The sequence below is a fragment of the Hymenobacter actinosclerus genome, from assembly GCF_900111515.1.
GTDB lineage: Bacteria > Bacteroidota > Bacteroidia > Cytophagales > Hymenobacteraceae > Hymenobacter > Hymenobacter actinosclerus.
In genome coordinates this window covers 455,136-474,508 of record NZ_FOHS01000003.1, presented here as the reverse complement: position 1 = coordinate 474,508, position 19,373 = coordinate 455,136, and the positions used below count along the sequence as shown (strand labels likewise).

The window sequence follows — 19,373 nt, the reverse complement described above, 5'->3', positions numbered from 1 at the left end:
CTTAAAGCAGCATCAGGTTGTCGGCCACCAGCACCACGGGTACCAGCGGGGCCAGCAGCTTGGCTACTTCAACGGGCGTTTTTATGGTATCGAGTCCGGCCTGGCCGCCGGTGGGCGTTATCACGTCGGCGCCGGCGAAGGAGTTGGGCTCGACCTGGTCGCGCACAAAGGCCGCGTGCCGGGCTTTCACGGAAGTGATTTTGAGCTGCAGGCGCAGGTAGCTGAAGTTGCGCAACCGCCGGCCCACCCCGTTGTAGGCACCCACCGCAAGGTCTTCGAGCGTGCGGGCCGCCTCGTACACGCCCTTGCGCGTGGTGAGGGTGTAGGGCGTGAAGTTGAACTCCAGCCCCTGCGCCAGGTTGATGTCGGCGCTAGTGCCCAGCGCCGATTTGTAAAACTCGCGGTAGATAACTTCGTGGTCGCGCATGTCCACGAAAGCCGCCTTATCGTCGGCAGTGAAATCAGCCGGCGGCGTAGTAAGCACCTTTTGGTAGAAGGCCGCCTGGATCTGGGCCAGCAGGTACGTCAGGTTGAGAATGCCCGTATCGTTGCCGGCAAAAACCGACTGCCCGGAGGTTACCCCTGGGTTGGGGTTGGGGTTGTCGTCTTTGCCGCAGCCGGCCAGGATGAGCGCCGAAGAGGCTGCCGTAGCGCTGGCTACCCGTAAAAAAGTGCGCCGGCGCAGGGCCCGGCCCGAAAAAGAAGTGTCTGCCAAATCAGCCATACGCGAAAATAAACCCGACAAGCAACAACCCAACGTAGGTTGCCAACTCCCGGAGGCCAAAGGTACTTCTTTGAACCCGGATGCTCTACCGCCAGGATACCGATACCGGCCGGAAGGTTGCGTTGTCGGCATCTGGCTCACCGGGCCAGCCGCTGCCACCGGGCCACCGGCTTCGTACCCAACCCAGATCAGCGGCCCGCAGGCGTAGTGCATGGCCCGCCCGCGTGCCCACTTGCAGCGCGTGGTTGCGCGGCACTCGTACGGCTGAACTGCGGAGCAAGGTGCTGCCGCCATACAGGCGCAACAAAAACAGGCTACCCCTTACGGAGCAGCCTGTTTCAATTAGCAGGGAAGCGAAAAAGCTACAGCAGCTTATTCTACCAAACCGCCGGCGCGCGAAGCGTCGAGCACTTCGGCCATGGTCAGGATTTCGTCGAACGAAGCAGCCGCCTCAGTGGCCGTGAAACCCGAGCCGAGCTTGGTGATATCAACTCCGGCCTGCATCGTGTTGTCCTCGCGGGTAGCGCCGGTGTATACCGGGCCCAGCGGAGCGGGCAGGTTGGAGTCGGAAGCCGGAATCCAGGGGGCCTGCATGCGCATGGTGCGGATGTGGGCCGCGTGGCGGGCTTCCACCGAGTGAATCTGGAGGGCCACCTGCAGCAGGCTGGTCGCGCCGGCCATCTGGCCCATCAGGGCGCCGGCCTGGCCTTTGTAGGCCCGTACGCCGGTGTCTTCCAGCGCCTGGGCGTATGCCAGTTGCGTGGTGTAGTCATTGGTCGGGAATACCGAGGCCTTGAACTTCTTGTTCGTCACCGGCGTGCCTTTCAGAGCCGTGATGGTGTCGGTAAGCAGTTTAACGTGGGCCGTTTCGTGCTTGTAGATGGTGTCGATGGCACCAGCCGGAGCGCCGGCGGGTACTTTACCGGCGTCCTTCATCTTTTTGTAGAAGTCCTGCTCCAGCAACTCCAGGGTAAGCGCGTAGTTGAGGACGTCGATAACCCCCGTGCCGGTGGTCTGGCCGTAGGCTTTCGAAAACAGGGAGGCGACAAAAACCGGAGCCGCGGCCAGCATGCCTTTCTGGGCCGTGCCGCCCAGGCTCTTGAATACTGCCCGACGGGAGTCGAAGCGGCCCAGGACGTCGGCGTCTACTTCCGACAGTTGCTCGATAATGCGAAGTATGTTCATGATGGAGTCTCGTTAAAAGGGAAGGGAGATTACTTGCCGACTTTCGAAGCGTCGAGCTTTACTTTAAGGTAGCTCGATGCGGCCGCGATAACGTCGACCGGCTCCATGGCCTTATCGAGGCCCGAGGCATCAACAACTTCCTCATTGGCAAACGAGCCGTTGGAAATCAGGTCGCGCACATAAGCGGCATGGCGGGCTTCTACCGACACAATCTTGCCAGCAATTACCAGGTAATCCGACTTCTTGATGTATTTGCCGGCGCCGTTATAGGCGGCCACGCCCAAATCTTCGAAGGCTTTGGCAGCCGCCAGCACCGAAGCCCGCTTGGTGAAGTCGATGGAGGTGAAGTTCAGGTCGGCGGCGGTCAGCGTTGGGATAATCTGGCCGGGCGCGTCGCGGGTGATGGCGGCCTTGAAGAATTCGCGGTGAATGGCTTCGTGGGCAGCTACCTGGCTGAAGTAATCTTTCTCTACGGCCGCAAAATCGAGGGCAGGCGTAGCTTTTACCTGAGCGTAGAATGCGGCTTCGAGCTGCTCCAGAGCATAAGCGTAGTTGAGCACGCCTACGTCGCCCGAACCCAAGCTGATCGTGCCGTCGGCAGGCTTCACGTTGTCGTTGTCGTCGTCGCAGCCCGAGAGCAGCAGGGCCGTGGCACCGGCCGTAGCCCCGGCGTACATGAAAAAGGAGCGGCGCTTGATAGGCGTGTACAGCGGCTTGGCGAATTCCGCCTCTTCGCTGGCATTTTGCTTGATGTTGGACATTAGAGAAAAAGTTTGGGTGAAAAAAGGCAATAGGAACTCGCTCGCCCGAAGGCAGTAAATTGTAAGTCAGGAACTTCTGCCGGAAAGAGCTGAAGAGTAGTTGTTGGGTGGAGGTACGGCGCCAGCTCGGCCGTGGATTGATAAAAGCCGGAATTCTATAACATATTAAGTGTAATGTGCTGACAGTTAGAATATCCTTTTTTCACGACCAGGTATAAGTTTCTCGAAGCCGAGCGGATCGAAGGCCGTTGATATTCAGGCGGCTGCCCCAGCACTCGTCCGCCAACGGGGCGTTTAGCGGGCACTCCGGCCCCAAAACAGTTTTTCGTAGCTTTGAAACCCACCCGCTGAAGTTGGGCCCCATGCGTGTAGTACTGGTTGTGTTTTGCTGGATACTGCTGCTGGCTGCCCCCGGGGCCCGCGCGCAGCCGGTGCCGGCCGCGGGCACCGCCGACCTGGAGCTGGGCCCGACGACCTTTCCGGTCAACGAGTACTACACCATCAGTTTCCGGCTGCGCGGCGCCCCGCTGGAACGCTACTCGGCCTTCCCCGACCTCGAAGGCTTCAAGAAAAGCGGCAAGTCGAGCACCACTACCACGCGCATTGTGGGCGGGCAGCGCTTCAGCGAGCTAACCATTACGCAGCGCTACGCCGCTTTTGCCGAGGGCGAGTACGAAGTCAAGCCCTTCAGCATGAAGGTGAACGGGCTGACGCTGGAGTCGGCGGGGGCTACGCTGAAAGTGGGGCCGCAGCAGGCCCCGGCAGCCCCCGCACCCGGCGGCACGGCCCCGCTGCAGGGCCTGGGCCTGCTCGACCAGCTGTTCGGCAAGCCCAAGCCCCAGGACTACGTGGAGCCCCAGGATCAGGCTTTTCTGACGCTGACGCCCGATAAGGCCCGCGTGTTTGTGGGCGAGGGCCTGCACGTGGCCCTGTACTTCTACCTGCGGCCCGAAGACCAGGCCGTGCTCGATTTCTACGATTTTGGGGGCCAGCTGCCGGGCATTATCCGGCAGCTGCACCTGCGCACCGTGTGGGAAGAAAGCTTCGATGAGCAGGAAGTGGTGCCCGAGAACGTAACGGTGGGCGGCAAGCCCTTCCTGCGCTATCGGCTCTGGGAAGCCGAGCTGTACCCGCTCAATGCGCAGCCGCTCGCATTTCCGGCCATCGAGCTGAAGATGCGCAAGTACAAGGTGGCCAAAAAGCCCGCTGAGGGCCTCGATAACCGCCTCGAAGGCTACAAAACCTACCGCTCGGCCCCGCTCACGGTGCCCGTAGTGCCGCTGCCACCCCACCCGTTGCGCGACCAGGTGCCGGTGGGCAACTACGAGCTGAAGGAGTTTCTCGACCGCACCGTTTTCCGCACCGGCCGCACGTTTGCCTACACCTTCGGGCTCGAAGGCGAGGGCAACCTGGCCACCGTGAACCTGCCCGCGCCCGTGCCGCCCACTGGCCTGGAGCTCTACGGCCCCGAAGTGCAGCAGAGCCTGACCCGCCAGAACGGTCGGGTAGGGGGGCGCAAAAGCTTCCGCTTCCGGCTGGTAGCCCGCCAGCCCGGCCCCGTCCGCCTCGATACGCTGTTCCGGCTCATCGTTTTCAACCCCGCCACGGCCCGCTACGACACGCTGCGCCCGAAGCTGCGGCCCGTGGTGGCCGGTCCGGGAAGTACGGCCAGTACGCTGCGTGCCGTGCCCGCCGACCCGTTCTACCGCCAGGCCCTGGCCGCCGCCGACGCTACGCCCCAGCCCCGCGGCATCTACCGCGACGTGCGCCGCTACGCCAACCTGTTTATAGGAGCGCTGCTGGTTTTCGCCCTCTGGGGCTGGTGGCAGGCCAGAAGGTGAGATAGTGAGATGGTGAAATGGTGAATGAGGGGATAAAAAGGAACGTCATTCCGACGAAGGAGGAATCTCGCGTGCCGAAGTATTCCTTTCGTTGGAGTTGCCATTGCACGCGAGATTCCTCCTTCGTCGGAATGACGTTCTTACCTTCGCCCCCTCACTCACCATCTCACCTTATGAACACTTTCGGCACGCTGTTTCGCATTACCACGTTTGGCGAGTCGCACGGGCCGGGGATTGGGGTGGTGATTGACGGTTGCCCGGCCGGGCTGGCCGTGAGCGACGAGCAGATACAGGCGGCGCTGGACCGGCGGCGGCCGGGGCAGTCGGACCTGACGACGCCCCGCGCTGAGGCCGACCGGGTGGAGGTGCAGTCGGGCATTTTCCGGGGCGAAACCACCGGCACGCCCATCAGCCTCTACATCCGCAACCAGGACCAGCACAGCCACGACTACTCGCACATCGAGCACGCCTACCGCCCCTCGCACGCCGATTACACCTACGACCAAAAGTACGGCCGGCGCGACTTCCGGGGCGGCGGCCGTAGCTCGGCCCGCGAAACGGCTGCCCGGGTAGCGGCCGGGGCCGTGGCCCAGCAGCTGCTCAATCAGCAGGCTATTAAGGTGAACAGCTACGTGTCGCAGGTGGGCGCAGTGGCCGTGCCAGTGAGCTACGAGCAGCTCGATCTTAGCCTCATCGACACCAACCTAGTGCGCTGCCCGCACCCCGAAACGGCCGAGCGCATGGCCGACCTCATCCGCCAGACCCGCGACCGGCACGACACGGTAGGCGGCCTGGTAACGGGCGTGGTGCAGGGCCTGCCGGCCGGCCTCGGCGAGCCGGTATTCGACAAGCTGCATTCTGAGCTGGGCCGAGCCATGCTGGGCATCAACGCCGTGAAGGGCTTCGAGTACGGCTCGGGCTTCGCCGGCACGCTGCTGTTCGGCTCCGAGCACAACGACGCATTTTACACCGACGAGGCGGGCCGGGTGCGCACCCGCACCAACCACTCGGGCGGTATCCAGGGCGGCATCAGCAACGGCCAGGACGTGTATTTCCGGGTCGCCTTCAAGCCCGTGGCCACCATTCTGCAGCCCCAGAGCACCATCAACGACCAGAACGAGGCCGTAACCCTGGCCGGCCGCGGCCGCCACGACCCCTGCGTGCTGCCCCGCGCCGTGCCCATCGTCGATGCCATGACCAGCCTCGTGCTGGCCGATATGCTGCTGCGGGCCAGAGGAAATAGAGTATAGCCACAAGCCACAAGCTGCAAGCCGCAAGCTTTTTGAACGTACTTGCAGCTTGTGGCTTGCGGCTTGCAGCTAACATAAAGCTACCTTTGCAACTATTGTCGCCTCGTGCGGTTTTATGGTATTGGGGCCGACCACAACGGCCCGATTTCTCTCCGCTTGTCACCAAGTCTTTCAAACATGGCTGAACAACTCACCGCCCCCGCCGGCCCGGTTTCTATTTACGCCGAAGCCTCGCCCAACCCCGAATCCATGAAATTCGTGCTCAACGCCCAGCTGTTGGCTGATGGCGTGAGCGTGGATTATCCCAACCTGGAAGCCGCCGTCAACTCGCCGCTGGCCCAGGAACTGTTCAATTTCGATTATGTGGGCCGCGTATTCATCGCCCAGAACTTCGTTACCATCACTAAAACCACCGACCACCAGTGGGCCCAGCTGATTCCCGAGCTGCGCACCTTCCTCAAGTCGTATATCGAGGCCAACGGCCCCATCTTCACCGTCGACCCCGCCGCCGAGCAGGCCGCAGCCCAGCAGGCAGCCGCCACGCCCGCCAACGCTTCGGAGGCCGATCAGGCTACCAGCCAGAAAATCATCGACCTGCTCGATAACTACGTGCGCCCCGCCGTGGAGCAGGACGGTGGCAACATCACCTTCAAAAGCTACCACGACGGCATCGTAACCGTGAACCTGCAGGGCTCGTGCTCCGGCTGCCCCTCGGCCACCGTCACGCTCAAGTCGGGCATCGAGAACCTGCTCAAGCGCATGGTACCCGAGGTGAAATCGGTCGTAGCCGAAGGCATCACCATTTAATCACAGATTGTCGCTGATTTTTGCGCTGATGTCGCCGATGCAGGCGTTCTCATTCGTCAAGCAAAAGAGCCCGGCCAATTGGTCGGGCTCTTTTGCTTTGGTGCAGGGCGAGGATACTCCTTTGTTGCTATTCCTTGAAACAGAAAGAGCCCGACCAGCTGGCCGGGCTCTTTCTGTTTCAGAAGCTGGAAGCAAGCAGAACGAATCTGCGGTATCCAATCATCTGCACCATCTGTGATTAGCTGTGCGAGCTGTTCAGCTTGGGGATGCCCACTTCGCCGGAATCTTTCAGCACATCCGCTTCCTTGCCGCCGTAGGTATCGACAATCAGGCCGGCCGCGATGAACAGCGACGAGTAAGTGCCGAACACCACGCCGAGTAGCATGGCGAAGGAGAACGAACGCAGGGTTTCGCCGCCGAAGATGTAGAGCACGAGCATCACTAGGAACACGGTGGTGAACGTAATCATGGTACGCGAGAACGTGCTGTTCAGGGCCGGGTTTACCACCTGGGCGAAGGTGAGGTGCTTGTTTTCGTGCAGGTACTCCCTGATTCGGTCGTAAATCACGATGGTGTCGTTCATCGAGAAGCCGATGGTGGTCAGGATGGCGGCCACGAACACCTGGTCCATCTCGTAGTTGAGGCCGAAGGCCCGCGCAATCGGGAAGGAGGCAATAACGATGAGTGCATCGTGGAACAGGGCCACTACGGCGGCCATCGAGTACTGCCACTTCTCGAAGCGGAAGAGCACGTACACGAAAATGGCCAGCAGCGTCAGGCCCAGGCTCAGCACCGAAGTCCGCTTGATGTCGTCGGCAATGGTGGCGCCCACTTTGGCGGTGCTCTCGATGTTGGGCTTGAAGGCGCCGTATTTGGCGTTGAGGCCGGCCAGCAGCGCGGCTTTTACCTTCTCGTCGGCGGCTACGCTCTCGTCGTTGGCCAGGTAGCCGGTCGTGATGCGCAGGCGATTATCGGCGCCGAAGGTTTTGGCCTCGGTGCCGGCGCCGCCGAAATACTGGTTGGTGAGCACGTCGCGGGCCTCCGAAGCCACGACGGGCTTATCGAAGCTCACGATGTAGGCCCGGCCACCACGGAAGTCGACGCCCAGGTTGGGGCCGCCCTGCAGGTACATCAGCCCGAAGCCAATGAGGATGAAGACCGTGGAGAACAGGTAGGCCAGCTTGCGCTTGCCCACGATGTCGAAGTTGACGTTTTTGAACAGGTTGCGCGACAGGAAAGTGCTGAAGGTCAGCGAAGTCGTTTCCTTGCCCTTCACCATCCACTCAATAATCAGGCGCGAAATGTACACGGCCGACAGGAAGGAGGTGAACACGCCAATCAGCAGGGTGATGGCGAAGTTCTGCACCGGACCCGTACCGAAGATGAACAGGATGGTGGCAATAATAAGCGTGGTTACGTTGGCGTCGAAGATAGCCGAGAAAGCCCGTGAGTAGCCCTTGTTGATGGCGTCTTTGGGTTGCAGCCCGTGGTCCATTTCCTCGCGGATTCGCTCGAAAATAAGCACGTTAGCATCGACGGAGGCCGCAATAACGAGCAGCAGACCGGCAATACCGGGCAGCGTGAGGGCGAAGCTGAACTGGGCCAGAATGCCCATAATCAGGAACAGGTTGAACAGCAGCACGGCGTCGGCCACGATGCCGGCCCGGCCGTAGTAGGCCGCCATAAAGGCCATGATAATCAGCAGGCCGCCGAGGGTGGAGTACAGGCCCTGGTTGGTGGCTTCCTGGCCCAGCGAGGGGCCTACCACGGCTTCTTCCACGATGCGGGTAGGAGCGGGCAGCTTACCGGCTTTCAATACGCTGGCCAGATCCTGGGCTTCCTCGATGGTGAAGTTGCCCGAGATGCTGGAGTTGCCGCCGGCAATTTCGGCCTGCACTACGGGCGCCGAGTACACGTAATCGTCGAGCACGATGGCTACCTGGCGGCCGATGTTGGCCGCCGTCAGGCGCTGCCACTTGCGGGCACCGTTGGGGTTCATCTGCATCGACACCTCGGCGCCGCCACCCTGCTGGCTGAAGTCGCCGCGGGCGTCGCTTACTACTTCGCCGCCAATGGGGGCTTCGGCGTCGCGGCTCTTGCGGATGGCGTAGAGCTGCAGGTATTCCTGGCCGTCAATCAGGTCGGGCTTCACGCCCCACATCAGGCTCAGGTTGGAGGGCAGTACGGCGCGGGTGTCGGCGCTGCGCAGCATGGCATTCACGCGGGCCGTGTCGCGGATGTTGGCGCCCAGCGTGCCGGGCATCGTGAACAGGCTGCCGAGTACGTTTTTCTGGGCCAGGGCCGAGGTGTCGGTTTTGGCCGCGGCGGTGTTTTTCTGGGCCAGCTGGCGGGCCAGGGCCGAGGTGTCGCCGGGGGCGGCGGCAGTGGCGGCGCCGGCGGTGGTAGCAGCGGCGGCGGCCGGGGCAGCGGCGGCTTCCTTGGCGCTCAGCACCTGGTTGAGCTGGTTGAGGTAGGGCGCAAACTCATCCTGGCGCCATACTTCCCAGAACTCCAGCTTGGCCTGGCCCTGCACGAGCTTGCGCACGCGGTCGGGGTTATCCACGCCGGGCAGCTCAATCTGGATGCGGCCGGTGCCTTTCACCCGCTGAATGCTGGGCTGGCTGGTGCCGAACTTGTCGATGCGGGTGCGCAGGATGTTGAACGAGCGGTCGATGGCGTCCTCCAGCTGCTTGTTGATTTCGCTGATAACCTTCTGGTCCGACGAGTTGATGTCGATGGCGCCCTTGTTGATGGTGTTGGCGAAGATGCGCGCCAGCTTATCGTTGGGGGCCACCTGCCGGAACGACTGGGCAAACAGGGTGGTGAAGGGCGTGCCGGGGTTGGTGCGCTGCAGTTCCTGCGCCTGCGCCATGGCCTTGTTGAAGTTGGCGTCCTTGCTCTTGCCGCTCATGGCCCGCACGATTTCCACCGGCGATACTTCCAGCGTCAGGTGCATGCCGCCGTTCAGGTCCAGGCCCAGGCCCAGCTCCGACTGCCGCACTTCCTTGTAAGTAAGGGGCCCGAACACGGGCGCGCGCCACACCGAATCGAGGTAGTGCTGGCGTTGTTTTTCCACAATCTGGCCACCGCGCGTGGCGTAGCGCTCCGCATCGCGCTGCACCCCTCGCGAAATGAGGGTCAGCGAGAGGAAGTAGATGCACAGCGCCGACAAAATAACTGTCAGCGCGATGATGAGTCCTTTATTACGCATTGAAAAAAGAAAGTTTAAGCTGTGAGCCGGTAGCAGTTAGCAGCCGGCCAGCCATTCTGGAAAAGCAAGGGGAAAAGCCAGGGCCTGGGCCGGCAGATAATAAGCGGGCACCAGTTGGCAGTTGGGTTGGGCAGGAAGCCAGTAGCAGCGAAGACGCAGTAGCTTGTAAGCAGTTCGCCGTTCTTTCGCTTCAGCGCGCATTCGGCGCGGCTCCTGCCTGGTAGAGCTAAGGAGCCTGGGGCGAGAGGGCCACGCGCAGCAGCCGGGCCCGAAACACGCCCGCAATCTGTCGTCCGGGGTGGAGGCGGGGCGCCGCCGGAGCAGCAGCCGGCCACTGGGGCGGTCCGGGCAGCAGCAGCGGCGGAACCGGCAGCCAGGCATCGGCGGCGGCGGGCGCGGCGGCTACCAGAACGGGCGTGGCTTCCAGGTTTACGCGCTCCTTCACCACGGCCGTGCGGCCCGATACGGCTGCCCGGGCCGGCGCTGTGCCAACCGGCAGCACCCGCAGCGTCGCCACCGACTGGTGGTTGAGGCCCAGCACCATCAGCACCGTTAAGGTGAGCAGGGCCAGGCGCAGACGCGGTAAAAAGGCGGTGAGCAGCAACACGGAACAGGTGTAAGAACTACAAATATAGGTTTTTGACTCGGCGGCTGCAACGCCCCGGCCCGCTGCCGGCTTAAATCCACGAAAAAGCCCCCGAAAGTTTCGGGGGCTTAGCCGTAAGTCAGGAAGGGGGCTACTCGGCCCGGCTCTCCACCACCTTGCCGCGCAGGTAGGCCACCAGCACGTCGAGGCCCTTGTCGAAGCGGTGGTTGTTGGGGATAATCAGGTCGGCATCCTGCTGGAAGGGCTTGATGTACTTCTCGTAGGTGGGGGCCACGTGGTGGGTATAGCGGTACAGCACATCCTCGAGGTCGTAGCCCCGCTCGTCCCGGTCGCGGATGATGCGGCGCTGCAGCTTCACGTGCTCCTGGGCATCGATGAACACCTTCAGGTCGAGCAGCCGGGCCACGGCTTCAAAGTAGAACACGAAAATGCCCTCGACCACCACAATGGGGGCGGGCCGGAACACCAGCTCGGCCGGTACTACGTTGGGGTTGTTGAAGGTGTACTCGGGCCGGCGCACTTCCTTGCCTTGGCTGATGCGCAGCACGTCGGCAGCGTAGGCGGCCGAGTCGATGGAGGTGGGCAGGTCGAAGTTGGTGACGCCCTGGGCATCGACGAGCTGGTTTTCGCGCGGGTGGTAGTAGTTGTCCTGCGAAATCAGGCAGATATCTTCTTCGGGAAACGAGGCCAGCAGCCGGCGCAGAAAAGTGGTTTTGCCCGAGGCGCTGCCACCCGTGATACCGACGATGAAAGGTTGTTGCATAAGGGAAAAGCGAGGCCCGTACCGGCAGGGCCAACCCTGCAAAAGTAGGCAGAAGTGGGGTGGGAAATGAGAAGGAAGAGGGGAGAAGTGAGAAAAAGGCCCCTCACGCGGAGTGGAAGGCTGTCATTCTGAAAGGGGTGTCATTATAATAGAGGTGTCATTCTGAGCGGCGCGAAGAATCTCGCGTGCCATGCTAACCCTGTCGTCAGGAATTACTGTGGCACCGAGATTCTTCTGTGGCACGCGAGATTCTTCGCGCCGCTCAGAATGACAACCCTTTTGTTCTTGGTTTCCCGTACCGTTTCTCACTTCTCACTTCTCACTTCTCACTTCTCACTTCTCACTTCTCACTTCTCACTTCTCACTTCTCAAAAACGCCACCAGCCCGGCCACGGCGCGGCTGCGGTGGCTGAGGCTGTTCTTTTCGGCCAGCGGCATTTCGGCAAACGTGCGGCCGTCGCCCTCGGTGGGCACAAATACCGGGTCGTAGCCGAAGCCGCCGGCCCCGTGCAGCTCCGGACTGATGCGGCCTTCCACGGCCCCGGTAAACTCGTGCACCGTGCCGTCGGGCAGCACCAGCGCCACCACGGTCCGAAACCGGGCGGTGCGGTCGGGCTGGCCCTGTAGCTCGTGTAATAGCTTGGCCACGTTGTCCTCGTCCCGGCGCTGGGGGCCGGCGTAGCGGGCCGAGTACACGCCGGGCTCCCCGTTCAGGGCGGTTACTTCCAGGCCCGTATCATCGGCAAAGCAGGCCACGCCGAAGTGGTCCCACACGTACCGGGCCTTCTGGCGGGCGTTGCCTTCGAGCGTAGCCTGGGTTTCGGGCAGCTCCTCGCGGCAGCCAATGTCGGCCAGGCTCAGCAGCTCCACCGTGGCGGGCAGCAGCGGCCGGATTTCATCGAGCTTATGAGCATTGTTGGAGGCAAAACAGAGGCGCATGGGAGAAGAAGTCAGAAGGAAAGAAAAAACGCGGCAAAGTACGGGCACGAAAAAGCCGGCCCGGGGCCGGCTTCGCATTGCCTAAAGAAACATCTGCTTGATGAGGTCCCAGGAGCGGCCCAGCAGATCGTCGGAGGTGGGCGAGCTGAGGTAGGAGCGGGTTCCGGCGGCCGTATGCACCGTGAGCCGGTAGGTAACCGCGCCTCCCTCGGCGGTTACCGGCCGGGCATTACGGTCGAAGTACGAGTAGCGGGGGCGGGCGCTGGCCGTCAGGCTGGTCAGGTGGTCGAAATCATCATTGGGGCCGTCCTGCCGGTCGACGCCGTAGCTGAGAATACCGGGTTCGTTGGCGGCGGCCCATTCGAGCTGCACCCCGCCCGGCAGGGCCTGGGTACGGAAAAGCAGCAATGCCGAGCCCGAAGCCAACCCCGAAAACAGTAGTAATAACAGAAGCAAAGGAAGTAAGCGATTCATAGCGTAGGTAATAATAGAGCGAAAGGAAATGCAAGTATAATCGGTTCCGTTTGAAAAGGAACGGTCGGGTTGGATCTGTTCAGACCGTTTTAAAGAGGGGGAAAGCCCCTTTCAAAGCCGTCGGATAGTGTTGGGCCCAAGCTGCCTTCGGGTGCCGGCCCGGTGAAAAGCCTGGCGGGCCGGAGGAAAAAAACGCCCGGCGTTTTTAAAATCCGGACCTAACATGTACTTTTGCAGTCCCTTCCGCAAAATCGGCAGGCACTCAGGTACAAACGGCCCTACGACCATGAAAAAAGACATTCATCCCGAGTATCGCGAAGTGGTATTCCAGGACACTTCCAGCGACTTCAAGTTCGTGACCCGCTCCACGATGAGCTCCAACGAGACCATCACCATGGAAGACGGCAAGACTTACCCCGTTATCAAGGTGGAAGTTAGCTCGGCGTCGCACCCCTTCTACACCGGCAAAAACGTGTTCATCGACACCGCCGGCCGCGTGGAGAAATTCCGCAACCGTTACAGCAAGAAAGCTCAGCAGAGCGACAGCGAGTAAGCTGTTAGCTGAGAACTGTTAGCTATTAGATTTCGTTTAAAACTCCCTTCGTAACCCGGAGGGAGTTTTTTATTTGCCAATTTTGAGGCAGAATACCATCCAAGACACTCTCATTGAAACGAGGCTGTCAGCTACTAGCTAACAGCTAACAGCACAGAAAAACATGCACGTTCTGCTCTTCGACGACCCGGCCATCCGGGCCCGGCTGTTACCCCTCACTTTCACCCGGCCCGTGGCAGCCCTGCGCTGCGGCATTCTCACGCTGGCTGAAAAGTGGCAGCACCGCCTCGGCGTGGCCCAGGCCGGGTACCTGACCGAAAGCTACCTACAGGCCAAGTTTCCGGCCGGCGACACCCGCGGTGCGGCCCTGGTCATCAACGGCGCCGTCTGCCCCGACGAGCTGCTGGTGCGCCAGGTACAGGCCCTGGAGCCCGGTAGCGCCCTCTACGATGGCGAGCTGCTGGTGGCCGCCCACCTGGCCGACGCCACCCAGGTGGCCGAGCTGATTCAGGAAGGCTTTCGGAACACCCACGAAGTGGCCGAGCCCGTTACCGTAATCGGGGAGCTGTGGCATCTGTTTCTGCGCAACGGAGACGAAATCCGGCTCGATTTCGCCCTGCTCACGGCCGGCCGCGAATCGGCCCCGGTGGGCGACCCGCATACTATTGTGTACGCCCCGGAAAACATCTTCATCGAGCCCGGCGTGAAAATCCGGGCCGCTATTCTGAACGCCGAAAACGGGCCGATTTACCTGGGCCGCAACTCCCAGGTGCACGAGGGCGCCATCATTAGCGGGCCGCTGGCCCTGGGCGAAGGCAGCCACATCAACCCCGGCGCCAAAATGCGCGGCGACAATACCGTGGGCCCTTATTGCAAGGTTGGTGGCGAGGTCGGCAACAGCATTATCATGGGCTACTCCAACAAGGGCCACGATGGGTACCTGGGCAACTCGGTGGTGGGCGAGTGGTGCAACCTGGGGGCTGATACCAATACGAGCAACCTCAAAAACAACTACGCCCCCGTTAAAATCTGGAGCCACGCGGCCGGCCGGTTCGTGAGCACGGGCCAGACCTTCTGCGGCCTGATGATGGGCGACCACAGCAAATGCGGCATCAACACCATGTTCAACACGGGCACGGTGGTGGGCGTGGCGGCCAATATTTTCGGGGCCGGCTTCCCACGCACGTTTATTCCGAGCTTTGCCTGGGGTGGCCCGGCGGGCTTCGAAACCTTCCGCCTGGCCAAAGCGGGCGAGGTAGCCGAGCGCGTGATGGCCCGCCGCCACCTGAGCTACGACGAAGCCGAGCAGGAAATCATGCGCCACGTGTACGAAGCCACCGCCAAAGACCGGGTGTGGGATAAGGCAGAGTAGTTTGCAGTGGTTAGTGATTAGTTGCAGGCGCAGTAGCGGTGCAATCAATAACCGTCATGCTGAGCGGAGCGCAGTCGAAGCATCTCTACTGCAGTACCAGCCCTGTCATTGAATTTACTATTGCAACAGAGATGCTTCGACTGCGCTCCGCTACGCTCAGCATGACGTTCGTTTTTTCCCTAATCCCTAATCCCTAATCCCTAATCCCTAATCCCTAATCCCTAATCCCTAGGCAATGCGTTTTTCGGCTATTCCGGGACTTGAGAAGGTGAAGCAGCTGCTGGTGGGCGGCGTGCGGCGCAACCACGTGGCGCACGCCCAGCTGCTGCGCGGGGCTGAGGGCTCGGCGGCGCTGGCCCTGGCGCTGGCCTACGCGGCGTTTCTGAACTGTGAAAACCGCCCGCCCGACGCCGAGGACTCGTGCGGTAGCTGCCCGAGCTGCCAGAAAATCGACAAGCTCATCCACCCCGACCTCAACTTCATCGTGCCCGTTACGACCACCAAGGCGGTGGCCAAGGACGCGACGAGCAGCAAGTTCGGGGCCGAGTGGCGCGAGTTCGTGCTCAGCAGCCCCTACCAGGGCCTCAACGACTGGATGCAGCACATCGGGGCCGAGAACAAGCAGGGCAGCATTTCCAAGGATGAAAGCGTGCAGCTGCTGCGGCTGGTGAGCCTCAAGGCCTTCGAGGCGCGCTTCAAGGTGGTCATCATCTGGCTGCCCGAGCTGATGCACCCGGCGGCGGCTAATGCCGTGCTCAAGCTGCTGGAAGAGCCGCCGCCGGCCACCGTGTTCCTGCTGGTGAGCTTCGCGCCCGAGCAGCTGCTGCCCACCATCATCAGTCGGGTGCAGCCGGTGGTCGTGCGCGCCCCCGCCGAAGACGAGTTGACCAGCTGGCTGCACACCACCCAAAATGTGCCTGAAGCCAAAGCCCGGCAGCTGGCCCAGCTCACCGATGGCAATATCGGGGCGGCGCTGGCCGCCAGCGCCGACGGAGCCAGCGCCGAGCACGACTACTACGAGCTGTTTGTGGGCTGGATGCGCACCTGCTACGGCAACAAAGTAGCCGACATGCTGAGCAAGAGCGACGAATTCCAGAAGCTCGGCCGCGAAAACCAGAAGGAGTTTTTCCAGTACGCGCTGGCCCTGCTGCGCAAAGTGCTGCTCTTCGGCCTCGACCCGCAGCTAGTGCCCCACCTGCCGGCCCAGGAGCAGGGCTTCATCAAAAGCTTCAGCCCCTTCGTGACGCCCCGCAATGCCGACGCCCTGACCCAGGAAATCAACGAGGCTCACTACCACATCGAGCGCAACGCCAACCCGCGCATGGTGTTCGTGGATGCCTCGCTCCGCCTGGCAGAACTGCTGCGACCCTGATTCAGGAGCGGTTGGCTTACGGCTGAGGGTGGTTAGGTTTGGGACTTCTTTGGGAAAAGAATTGGCGAAAATGCTGCCTCAGATACCTGAAAAGCAGAAAATATACTTTGCTAAATTGCTATAGCAGCTGTTAAAACTGCTATAGGCTCGGCCGCTTCACCCCGGGGGTTATCTTTGCAAACGGACTCGCCGCACCGTTCCGGAGTTCGATTTTCCTGTATTCTGACGTCAATTCCTAGTGAAAAAAGATATTCGCATCGGCACCCGGGGCAGCAAGCTGGCTCTGTGGCAGGCCCACCACGTAGCCGACCGGCTGAAAGCTGCCGGGCTGGCGCCGGAAATCGTCATCATTACCACCAAGGGCGACATTGTGCTCGACCGCTCGCTGGATAAAATTGGCTCGAAGGGCGTGTTTACCGAGGAGCTGGAAGATGGCCTGCGCACCGGCCACATAGACATAGCCGTGCACAGCGCCAAAGACGTGCAAAGCACCATTCCCGACGACCTGGAGCTGCTGGCCTTTATGGAGCGCGAAAAAGTGAACGACGTGGTGCTGAGCTTCGACGCCGACCTCGACCTGAACCGGCCGGACCTGGTGCTGGGTACCAGCAGCACCCGCCGCCGGGCTATGCTGCGCCGCTTTATGCCCCACGCCACCGCCGCCGATGTGCGCGGCAACCTGCAAACCCGCCTGCGCAAGCTTGAGGAAGGCCAGTTCCACGGGCTGGTGCTGGCCTACGCCGGCGTGCACCGCATGGAGTACGACGGCCTGATCCGGCACGTGCTGCCCGAAACCCGCTACGTGCCCGCCACCGGCCAGGGCAGCGTGGCCGTGGAGTGCGCCCGCAACCTGGAGCCGGCCCTTAAAGCCGAGCTGCACCGCCTGCTCGACCACCCCGCCACCCACGTGTGCCTGCGGGCCGAACGGGCCTACCTGCGCACCATGGAAGGCGGCTGCAGCATCCCCAGCTTCGCGCTGGCCACCCTCAGCCCCGATGGCCAGACGGTGCAGCTACACGCCGGCCTCATTAGCCTCGACGGCGCCCAGCTGCTCGAAGAAACGCAAACCGCTGCTGTTGCCGATGCCGCCCAACTCGGCCACACCATCGCCGAAAGCATCCTGGCCCGCGGCGGCCGCGAAATCCTGGAAGAAATCCGAAGCGGTAAGTAATTGGGTGGTAATGAGGTAGCGATGCGATGGGGCAATAAAAGAACGGTCATTCAGAGCATGCTGCGCTTAGAGCAGGGACGAAGAATCTCGCGTGCCAAACTAACCCCTGACGTCAGGAATTACTGTGGCACGCGAGATTCCTCGTCCCTGCTCTAAGCGCAGCATGCTCTGAATGACCATTCTTTTATCTTCACCTCACCGCCCTATAAATACTCCATCCCTATCCCTCGCTTACCTTACCTTATTACCCCGCCTGAACAGCGCGTACAGTAGCAGCGCGAAAATGGCGCCGCTGGTATCGGCCAGCATATCCTTCTGGGCGTCCCAGATGTCGCCCTGGCTGCCCAGGAAGGCTGCGCCACTGTCGCCGCCGGCCAGCTCGGCGTACACCCATTCAATCAGCTCGTAGCTCATGGCCACCGTGCCGATGACGCACAGCGGGTAGAGGTAGCTGATGGCCCGGCTGCGGATGAGCTGGCGCGAATCGGTGTATTCGATGAGGGCGTAGGCGTAGAATCCCACCGAAAAGTGCGCCACCCGGTCGAACATGTTGCGTTTGAAGCCAAACAGGTGGTTGAACCAGTCGAAGGGCACCTTCTCGAAGGTGTAGTGCCCGCCCACGGTGTGCAGGAAAATCAGCACGCTCATGAGGGCGTAGGCCAGGTTGGAAAACCGTACGCCTCGCCCATACAGCACCGTCAGCAAACCCGCCAGCAGCAGAATGGGTATGTTTTCGGCCCACCAGGTGGCCCGGTCGGCGGGGTGCAGGCCCAGGGCCACAAACTCGATGAGGTAGGCCGCCAGCAGCAGGGCGGGAAACCAGTGGAAGGGCCGGGCCGAAGCCGAAGGAGCAAGCATAAGGGAAGAAAGAAACGAAAAGACGCGGCAACCTACGCAAACCAGGCGGAACCGCGCGCGGGCCGCCAGCGCCTATCTTTCGGGCTCAACCGCCGCCAACCGTATGCTGCCTGCCGAATTCGAGCTTGCCACGGCCCGCCTGCGCCTGCGTCCCTGGCAACCCACCGACGCGCCGGCCCTGCTGGCCCTCATGAACACCAACCGCGCCCGCCTGCAACCCGACTTTCCTGCCACCACCGCCGCCATTCGGGATCTGGCCTCCGCGGCGGACTTTATTGCGGAAAAGCTGCGCGAATGGGCCGCCCGAACCAATTTTCAGCTTAGCATCTGGGAGCCGGCCGCCGACGGGGACTGCCTGGGCTTTATCAGCTTCACCAACCTCGACTGGTCGGTGCCCAAGGCGGAGCTGGTGGGCCTGGTGGCGGCGGGCTACGAGGGCCGGGGGCTGATGACGGAAGCCGGCCACGCGGCCGTGCGCTGGGCGTTTCGCCGGGTCGGGCTGCAGCGGCTGTACTGCTACATCGGGCCGCAGAACACGCGGAGTCTGGCCCTCGTGCAACGGCTGGGCCTGCGGCCGGAGGGGCTGCTGCGCCACAATTACCGCGTCGGCGACGGAGAGTTGGTCGACTCGGTGGTAAGCGGGATGATCCGGGCCGACTTTTTCGCGCTGCCCCAGCGAGAAACCGCGTAAATTTGCGTTGTACTCCGCTTTTATTTCTGCCCGCTTACCCCGCCGCATGAAACATTTCTTTCGCCGCACCGTGCTCCTGGGCCTGGTGCTGACGCTGGCCATCCCTGCTGTGCAGGCGGCCAAAAAGCCCCGCAAAACCAAAAAAGACGAGCTGGTAACCATCAGCACCTCGCTGGGCGACATCCGGCTGGTGCTTTCCGAGCTCACGCCGGTGCACCGGGCCAACTTCCTGAAGCTGGCCCGCAGCGGGTTCTACAACGGCACCACGTTTCACCGCGTCATTCTCAACTTCATGATTCAGGGCGGCGACCCGAACTCCAAGGACGCCGACCCCGGCAACGACGGCCAGGGCCCGGCCGACGAGCAGACGCTGCCGGCCGAAATCCGCCCCGAACTGACCCACCGGCGCGGGGCCGTGGCGGCCGCCCGCACCGGCGATTTCATGAACCCCGAGCGCCGCAGCAGCGCCTCGCAGTTCTACATCGTGCAGAACCCCCAGGGCACGCCCCACCTCAACGGCCAGTACACCGTGTTCGGCCAGGTTATCAGCGGCCAGGAAGTGGTGGATAAGATTGCCCAGCAGCCCACCGGCCCCGCCAACCGCCCCCTCACCGACATCCGAATGACGGTGAAAGTGGAAAAGCTCAAAAAGAAGAAAATCACTGAGCAATTCGGCTATCAGTATGGAGATGTGAAATAAATGGTGATGGGGTGAACCGGCTGTCATTCTTTGTCACTGGCTCTATGCGGCACATGCTCAGAATGACAGCCGGCTCACCCCATCACCACTACTC

The 19,373-nt window shown here is 61.9% G+C and carries 19 protein-coding genes; 10 read left to right on the top strand and 9 right to left on the bottom strand.

Translation table 11 applies throughout. The features are described 5' to 3' along the window. Position 1: 1 nt before the first annotated feature. The 3 genes from BMY67_RS13590 to BMY67_RS13580 form a co-directional block, all read right to left on the bottom strand. Positions 2-724, bottom strand: coding sequence for a ferritin-like domain-containing protein (locus tag BMY67_RS13590; protein ID WP_177189831.1), 723 nt, complete (start codon positions 722-724; stop codon positions 2-4). Positions 725-1,096: 372 nt separating this feature from the next. Beyond that, positions 1,097-1,909 (bottom strand): ferritin-like domain-containing protein, encoded by an 813-nt coding sequence (locus BMY67_RS13585; RefSeq protein WP_092772464.1) that lies wholly within the window; start codon positions 1,907-1,909, stop codon positions 1,097-1,099. Between the two features lie 29 nt (positions 1,910-1,938). Further along, on the bottom strand, positions 1,939-2,670 hold the full coding sequence (locus tag BMY67_RS13580) for a ferritin-like domain-containing protein (protein ID WP_092772462.1): 732 nt from the start codon (positions 2,668-2,670) through the stop codon (positions 1,939-1,941). 362 nt (positions 2,671-3,032) lie between these two features. Between BMY67_RS13580 and BMY67_RS13575 the strand changes: the two genes are divergently transcribed. The 4 genes from BMY67_RS13575 to BMY67_RS19015 all read left to right on the top strand — a co-directional run bounded on the left by BMY67_RS13575 (position 3,033) and on the right by BMY67_RS19015 (position 6,806). Further along, on the top strand, positions 3,033-4,511 hold the full coding sequence (locus BMY67_RS13575) for a BatD family protein (RefSeq protein ID WP_092772460.1): 1,479 nt from the start codon (positions 3,033-3,035) through the stop codon (positions 4,509-4,511). Positions 4,512-4,684: 173 nt separating this feature from the next. Beyond that, positions 4,685-5,761: a chorismate synthase gene (gene aroC, locus BMY67_RS13570; RefSeq protein WP_092772458.1), complete on the top strand. Its 1,077-nt coding sequence runs from the start codon at positions 4,685-4,687 to the stop codon at positions 5,759-5,761. Positions 5,762-5,938: 177 nt separating this feature from the next. Further along, entirely contained in the window at positions 5,939-6,568 is a 630-nt protein-coding gene (locus BMY67_RS13565; RefSeq protein ID WP_092772456.1) for a NifU family protein, read from the top strand. A 7-nt stretch (positions 6,569-6,575) separates the two neighbouring features. Beyond that, positions 6,576-6,806 carry a hypothetical protein gene (locus BMY67_RS19015; protein WP_143069828.1) on the top strand — a complete coding sequence of 77 codons (231 nt, stop codon included), beginning with the start codon at positions 6,576-6,578 and terminating at the stop codon, positions 6,804-6,806. Here BMY67_RS19015 and secDF read toward each other — a convergent pair whose 3' ends face one another. From secDF to BMY67_RS13540, 5 genes are all read right to left on the bottom strand, one after another. Further along, positions 6,807-9,779, bottom strand: a complete 2,973-nt coding sequence (gene secDF / locus BMY67_RS13560) for a protein translocase subunit SecDF (RefSeq protein WP_092772454.1) — start codon at positions 9,777-9,779, stop codon at positions 6,807-6,809. Positions 9,780-10,005: 226 nt separating this feature from the next. After that, positions 10,006-10,386: a hypothetical protein gene (locus BMY67_RS13555; RefSeq protein WP_143069827.1), complete on the bottom strand. Its 381-nt coding sequence runs from the start codon at positions 10,384-10,386 to the stop codon at positions 10,006-10,008. Positions 10,387-10,516: 130 nt separating this feature from the next. Further along, a complete protein-coding gene (locus BMY67_RS13550) occupies positions 10,517-11,149 on the bottom strand; it encodes a uridine kinase family protein (protein ID WP_092772450.1) in 633 nt (210 codons plus the stop codon). 354 nt (positions 11,150-11,503) lie between these two features. Next, positions 11,504-12,088, bottom strand: a complete 585-nt coding sequence (gene rdgB, locus BMY67_RS13545; protein ID WP_092772448.1) for an RdgB/HAM1 family non-canonical purine NTP pyrophosphatase — start codon at positions 12,086-12,088, stop codon at positions 11,504-11,506. A gap of 81 nt (positions 12,089-12,169) precedes the next feature. Further along, positions 12,170-12,562 (bottom strand): hypothetical protein, encoded by a 393-nt coding sequence (locus BMY67_RS13540; RefSeq protein ID WP_177189830.1) that lies wholly within the window; start codon positions 12,560-12,562, stop codon positions 12,170-12,172. A gap of 286 nt (positions 12,563-12,848) precedes the next feature. On the opposite strand from BMY67_RS13540, the gene BMY67_RS13535 reads away from it, so the two are divergent. The 4 genes from BMY67_RS13535 to hemC all read left to right on the top strand — a co-directional run bounded on the left by BMY67_RS13535 (position 12,849) and on the right by hemC (position 17,030). After that, positions 12,849-13,115: a type B 50S ribosomal protein L31 gene (locus BMY67_RS13535; RefSeq protein WP_092772444.1), complete on the top strand. Its 267-nt coding sequence runs from the start codon at positions 12,849-12,851 to the stop codon at positions 13,113-13,115. A 163-nt stretch (positions 13,116-13,278) separates the two neighbouring features. After that, a complete protein-coding gene (locus tag BMY67_RS13530) occupies positions 13,279-14,487 on the top strand; it encodes a GlmU family protein (RefSeq protein WP_092772442.1) in 1,209 nt (402 codons plus the stop codon). A 235-nt stretch (positions 14,488-14,722) separates the two neighbouring features. Beyond that, complete coding sequence (locus BMY67_RS13525; RefSeq protein ID WP_092772440.1) at positions 14,723-15,859, top strand: DNA polymerase III subunit; 1,137 nt, start codon at positions 14,723-14,725, stop codon at positions 15,857-15,859. 238 nt (positions 15,860-16,097) lie between these two features. After that, the gene (gene hemC, locus BMY67_RS13520) at positions 16,098-17,030 is read left to right on the top strand and encodes a hydroxymethylbilane synthase (RefSeq protein ID WP_092772438.1); all 933 of its coding nucleotides are present in this window, start codon (positions 16,098-16,100) and stop codon (positions 17,028-17,030) included. 231 nt (positions 17,031-17,261) lie between these two features. On the opposite strand, the gene BMY67_RS13515 is transcribed toward hemC, so the two are convergent. After that, positions 17,262-17,888: a DUF2238 domain-containing protein gene (locus tag BMY67_RS13515; RefSeq protein WP_092772436.1), complete on the bottom strand. Its 627-nt coding sequence runs from the start codon at positions 17,886-17,888 to the stop codon at positions 17,262-17,264. Between the two features lie 103 nt (positions 17,889-17,991). Between BMY67_RS13515 and BMY67_RS13510 the strand changes: the two genes are divergently transcribed. Together BMY67_RS13510 and BMY67_RS13505 are read left to right on the top strand one after the other, a co-directional pair. Then, a complete protein-coding gene (locus BMY67_RS13510) occupies positions 17,992-18,579 on the top strand; it encodes a GNAT family N-acetyltransferase (protein ID WP_092772434.1) in 588 nt (195 codons plus the stop codon). A gap of 46 nt (positions 18,580-18,625) precedes the next feature. Next, the gene (locus tag BMY67_RS13505; RefSeq protein WP_092772432.1) at positions 18,626-19,279 is read left to right on the top strand and encodes a peptidylprolyl isomerase; all 654 of its coding nucleotides are present in this window, start codon (positions 18,626-18,628) and stop codon (positions 19,277-19,279) included. Positions 19,280-19,373: the final 94 nt, after the last annotated feature.